6 protein-coding genes are annotated in these 4,957 nt (G+C 69.8%); 2 read left to right on the forward strand and 4 right to left on the reverse strand.

Annotated features, from left to right (window positions below; genetic code table 11):
* The 4 genes from PKD06_RS13610 to PKD06_RS13625 all read right to left on the reverse strand — a co-directional run.
* A partial coding sequence (locus tag PKD06_RS13610) for a hypothetical protein (RefSeq protein ID WP_324380911.1) occupies nt 1-188 on the reverse strand: 188 nt, incomplete at its 3' end.
* A gap of 177 nt (nt 189-365) precedes the next feature.
* Nucleotides 366-1,820 (reverse strand): GntP family permease, encoded by a 1,455-nt coding sequence (locus PKD06_RS13615; protein ID WP_324380913.1) that lies wholly within the window; start codon nt 1,818-1,820, stop codon nt 366-368.
* A gap of 3 nt (nt 1,821-1,823) precedes the next feature.
* Nucleotides 1,824-2,876 (reverse strand): patatin-like phospholipase family protein, encoded by a 1,053-nt coding sequence (locus PKD06_RS13620; protein ID WP_324380915.1) that lies wholly within the window; start codon nt 2,874-2,876, stop codon nt 1,824-1,826.
* A 167-nt stretch (nt 2,877-3,043) separates the two neighbouring features.
* Complete coding sequence (locus PKD06_RS13625) at nt 3,044-3,328, reverse strand: GlsB/YeaQ/YmgE family stress response membrane protein (RefSeq protein WP_324380917.1); 285 nt, start codon at nt 3,326-3,328, stop codon at nt 3,044-3,046.
* A gap of 126 nt (nt 3,329-3,454) precedes the next feature.
* Between PKD06_RS13625 and PKD06_RS13630 the strand changes: the two genes are divergently transcribed.
* The gene (locus PKD06_RS13630) at nt 3,455-4,210 is read left to right on the forward strand and encodes a 7-cyano-7-deazaguanine synthase (RefSeq protein ID WP_324380919.1); all 756 of its coding nucleotides are present in this window, start codon (nt 3,455-3,457) and stop codon (nt 4,208-4,210) included.
* A gap of 31 nt (nt 4,211-4,241) precedes the next feature.
* Complete coding sequence (locus PKD06_RS13635; protein ID WP_324380921.1) at nt 4,242-4,802, forward strand: VUT family protein; 561 nt, start codon at nt 4,242-4,244, stop codon at nt 4,800-4,802.
* Nucleotides 4,803-4,957 lie beyond the last annotated feature (155 nt).

Raw genomic sequence — 4,957 nt, forward strand, 5'->3', positions numbered from 1 at the left:
GGCGTCACCCGCCAGCGGCCCCGCACCCAGCGCCTGACATAGCCCGTCCGGCAGACCGGCCGGCGTTGCGTCTCGGCCTGCGAGACGAGGCCATCGGAGGCGACGCCCTTCGCGGAGGGGAGAGCGGAGGCGGGGGACAGGATGGCGGCGCTGGCGACGGCCAGGGCTGCGACGACGATCGACTTCATCTGATCTTCCTCGGCTCGGATGCCATGGGGCCGGTCGCGGAAGACCGAAACTGAGCCGACCCGCCTGTATCAGGTCTCCCGCGGAGCCGCCAGGAACCCCAAGGAACGCCCCTGACGCCCGGTGGGCGCGGTCCTCGCCGCGCCCCCCTCTTCCCGCTTCGCTGCGGCGACCGGCCCTCAGAAGGAGCCCGCGAGCGAGCCGATGACGATCACGGCCACGAGCGCGACGAGCGCCCCGACGATCGCGGTCATGACGATGTCGAGATAGCCGTGCTTGTGCGTCGTGCCGCAGACGGCGAGCAGCGTCACCACGGCGCCGTTATGCGGCAGGCTGTCGAGCGTGCCCGCGCCGATCACGGCGACGCGGTGCATCAGGGCCGGATCGAGCCCGGTCCGCGCCGCGATCTCCATATAGGTCGGCCCGAGGGCGTCGAGCGCGATCGTGAGGCCGCCCGAGGCCGAGCCCGTCAGCGCCGCGAGGATGTTGGTCGCGACCGCGAGCGAGACCAGCGGCCCGCCCTCGATCCCGAGCACCCACGCCTTGACGACCTCGAAGGCCGGCAAGGCCGCGACGACGGCCCCGAAGCCGACGAGGCTCGCGACGCTGAGGATCGGCAGGGCGGCGGCGTTCGCGCCGGCGCCCATCGTCTCGCGCAGGGTCGGCAGCCGCTTCAGGTTCGTCGCGATCAGGACGACGATCGCAGCCGCCAGCGCCACGATGACCGACCAGACGCCGCCCACGGCCGCGAGGGAGGTCGCGCCCCAGTGCTCCTCCTTGAGGAAGCTCGCATCGTAGCGGGGCAGCACCACGAAGGACATCAGGAGGTTGACCACGACCACCGTCGCGAGCGGCAGGGCCGCGATGAAGACGGGCGGAGCCTTGTCGGCATGGGCGCCACGCGCGATCTCGTTCGGGTCGAATTCGCGCGAGGCGGTCGCGCGCTCGCGGATGACCTCGTTGTCCGCGGCGGGCTTGGCGCTGGCCTCGCCCTCGTAGGAATAGCCTTCCCCGGCGCTGCGCGCCCGCTTTTCCGCCCGCTGAAGCCACCACATCCCGAAGCCGAGCATGATGGCGGAGGCGATCAGGCCGAGGCCCGGCGCGGCGAAGGGATTGGTGCCGAAGAACGGCATCGGGATGGCGTTCTGGATCGCGGGGGTGCCGGGCATGGCCGACATCGTGAAGGTCGAGGTGCCGAGCGCGATCGCCGCCGGCATCAGCCGATGGGGGATGTTGGCAGCCTTGAACATGGCATGGCCCATCGGCGCCAGGACGAAGAAGGCGACGAAGAGGCTGACGCCGCCATAGGTCACCAGCGCCCCGGCCAGCACCACGGCGAGGATCGCGCGCTTCGTCCCGAGCGCGTTGGTCATGCCCTCGGCGATCGACTCGACCGAGCCGCTCGCCTCCATCAGCTTGCCGAAGAGCGCGCCGAGCAGGAAGATCGGGAAGAACTGGGCGACGAAATGCGCCCCGTTGCGCATGAAGGTCTGCGTCCAGTTGGCGAGGAGCGGCTCGCCGGCCAGGAGGGCCGCGATCATCGCGCAGGCCGGCGCGAGCAGCAGGATGCTCGAGCCGCGATAGGCGAGAAAGACGAGAAGGCCGAGCGCGACCAGGATTCCGAGGATGCCCATCGCTCAGGCCTGTTCGAGAATAGTGTCGAGAAGCTCGTCGATATTGAAGGTGGAGCGCTTGCCGAGCGCCTCGCCCTGCTCGGCGAAGAAGGCGCCGGCGCAGCGATGGCCCTCCTCCCGCAGCATCGTGAGGAAGTCCCACTCGGCGTTCATCTTCGAGGACGAGCCGAGTTCGGCCAGCTTCGGCGTCGCGATGCGATGGAGACGCACGTCGGCCCATTGCTCGGCCCAGGGCGCGTCCTTCTTCTCCTCCGGCCCCGCCCCCGCGAAGAGCCGCTGGAACATGGCGATGGCCCGCAATTCCTTCTTCAGGCTCGAATTGAAGGAGATCTCGTTCAGGCGGTTCAGGATGTCGCGCGCGGTGCGGGGCACGCCGGGACGCTCGATCGGATTGATCTGGACGAGCAGGATGTCGCGCGCCTCGCTCTCGCGGATGATCGGCGTCAGCAGCGGATTGCCCGAGAAGCCGCCGTCCCAATAAGCGTCGCCGTCGATCTCGATCGCCTGGTGCATGAGGGGAAGGCAGGCCGATGCCAGCACGACGTCGGCGTTGATCTCCGCGTTGCGGAAGAGCCGCGGCAGGCCGGTGCGCACATTGGTGGTGTTGACGAAGACCTTGATCGGGCAATCCTTCAGCCGCGCGAAATCGACGCTCTCCTCGAGCACGTCGCGGAGCGGGTTGATATTGGCCGGATTGACTTCATAGGGTGAGAACAGGCGGCTGAAGATGTCGAAGAGCAGATAGCCGGGCGATCCGTCGAGCGACCAGTTTCCCGACAGGATGTCGAGGGGCGTGCGCCGCAGCGGGCTGAACCGGGCCGCGTCGCTGACCCGGCGCCAGAAGGTCTCGAGAGCCTCCTTGGCGCCGGCCGGCCCGCCCTGCACGAAGCCCGAGGCGAGGACGACGGCGTTCATCGCGCCCGCGGAGGTCCCCGAGACGCTGCTGATGGTGACGCTCGGCTCGTCGAAGATGCGCTCGATCACGCCCCAGGTGAAGGCGCCGTGGGAGCCGCCGCCCTGCAGGGCCAGGTCGATCGGGATGGGGGTGGATGCCATGGCTCAGGGCCTCGTAGGGTCTGACGAAAGGATGGGTGATCGTGCAATGCCGCCTTCCGCACCAGGGCGGAGAGGATGCGCCTCGTCGCCGCGGCGACGGGAGAGGGCGGGATGGAGGCGGACGACGCGCGCCGGGCCGCCTCTCGAATCTCCCGGTCGTACCGGCTCTATTGTGCTGCCGTCTTCCGGTAAATCCAATACGCTGCCGTGACGATCAGCGAGCCGACCACTGCGGACACCACGTCGCGCAGCGAGATGGCGACGCGGTCGAGGCCGGGGAACAGGCCGAGCGCCCAGAACAGGGCGCCCCCGACCAGGGCGCCGCAGAGGCCGAGCCCGAGATTGCCGAGGAGCCCGAAGCCCCGGCGCTCCCAGGTGACCAGGAGACCGGCCAGCGCCCCCCCGATGAGCCCCACGATCACCCAGACCACAATCCGATCGAAACCCGGCATCCACATGCTCCAGACGGCTGCTGCGTCCGCTTATCGTTCAACCAGGACGCGTTCAAGCGAAGCTCTGCCGGACTTTCGAAGGGTGCCGCTTGCGAAACCCGCCGGCATTTGATCACGCTCGGCCGCATGATTACCCTTGCCGACCATCGCGCTCTTGTTCTGTTCTCTGGCGGACAGGATTCGACGACCTGCCTCGCCTGGGCCCTGCGACATTTCGCCGAGGTCGAGACGATCGGCTTCGACTATGGGCAGCGCCACCGGATCGAGCTGGATGTCCGACCGGGCCTGCGGGACCAGATCGGCCGCCTCGGCCTGGAAAGCCGCCTCGGCCCGGGGGGCGGCCTCGGTCCGGCCGGCCGCCTCGGCCCGGACCATGTGCTGCCGCTCGAAGCCCTGGGGCAGGTCTCGGAGACCGCCCTCACCCGCGAGGTCGAGATCGGCATGGCCGAGACCGGCCTGCCGACGACTTTCGTACCCGGCCGCAACCTGCTCTTCCTGACGCTCGCAGCCGCCCTCGCCTATCGGCGCGGCTGCCGCCACATCGTGCTCGGCGTCTGCGAGACGGATTATTCCGGCTATCCCGATTGCCGCGACGACACGATCAAGGCGATGCAGGTGGCGCTCAATCTCGGACTCGAAGCGCGGCTCGTGCTTCATACCCCTCTCATGTGGCGCGACAAGGCGGCGACCTTCGCGATGGCGCAGGAACTGGGCGGAGAGGCTCTGCTCCGGCTCGTCGTCGAGGAGACCCATTCCTGCTATCTGGGCGACCGCACGCGTCGGCACGAATGGGGCTATGGGTGCGGCACCTGTCCCGCCTGCGAGTTGCGCGCCGGCGGCTGGCGCCGCTGGCGGGAGGGAGGCGGGGCTCCGCCCCCTTGACCCCCGGGCGCGCGGCATCGAAACCCCTCGCATGACCTCGTCCCGCATCCGCGCGGAAGGTGCCGCCGCCCTTGCCGGCTTCATCCTGACCATTCCGCTCGCAAACTGGATGATCGGCCATCTCGGCACCGTCTGCCTGCCCGAAGGCCCGTGCCTGATCCCGGTCGCGCCGCGCCTCATGGCGCCCTCCGGCGTCCTGATGGCCGGTCTTGCCCTCGTGCTGCGCGATCTCGTCCAGCGCCGCCTCGGCGTCCCGGCGAGCATCGGCGCGATCCTCGCCGGTGCGACCCTGTCCGCGGTGCTCGCCCCGGCGGCGCTCGTCCTCGCCTCGACGGCCGCCTTCCTGCTCTCGGAATTCGCCGACCTCTTCGTCTATACGCCTCTCCAGCGGCGGCGCTTCCTCCTCGCCGTCCTGCTGTCCAGCGCCGCCGGGCTCGTCGTCGATTCCGCCGTCTTCCTGCACCTCGCCTTCGGAAACCTCGGCTTCCTGCCGGGCCAGGTCGTCGGCAAGCTCTGGATGGTGGGGCTCGCGACGCCCTTTCTGATCTGGCTCCGCCGACGGGACGAGCGGATGGGCGTCCTGCCCGCCTGAGCCCGCGCTACCCCGCCGGCGCGAGCGCCCCGCCGGACCGGGCCGCCTTGCGCGCGGCCCGCCGCGCTTTCCGGGCCGCGCGCCATTCGGCGAGGTTCGCGATGCCCATCAGCATCGCCGGCGTGACGACGAGCGTCAAGATCGTCGCGAAGCCG

Source organism: Enterovirga sp., assembly GCF_035325185.1.
Classification (GTDB): domain Bacteria; phylum Pseudomonadota; class Alphaproteobacteria; order Rhizobiales; family Beijerinckiaceae; genus Enterovirga.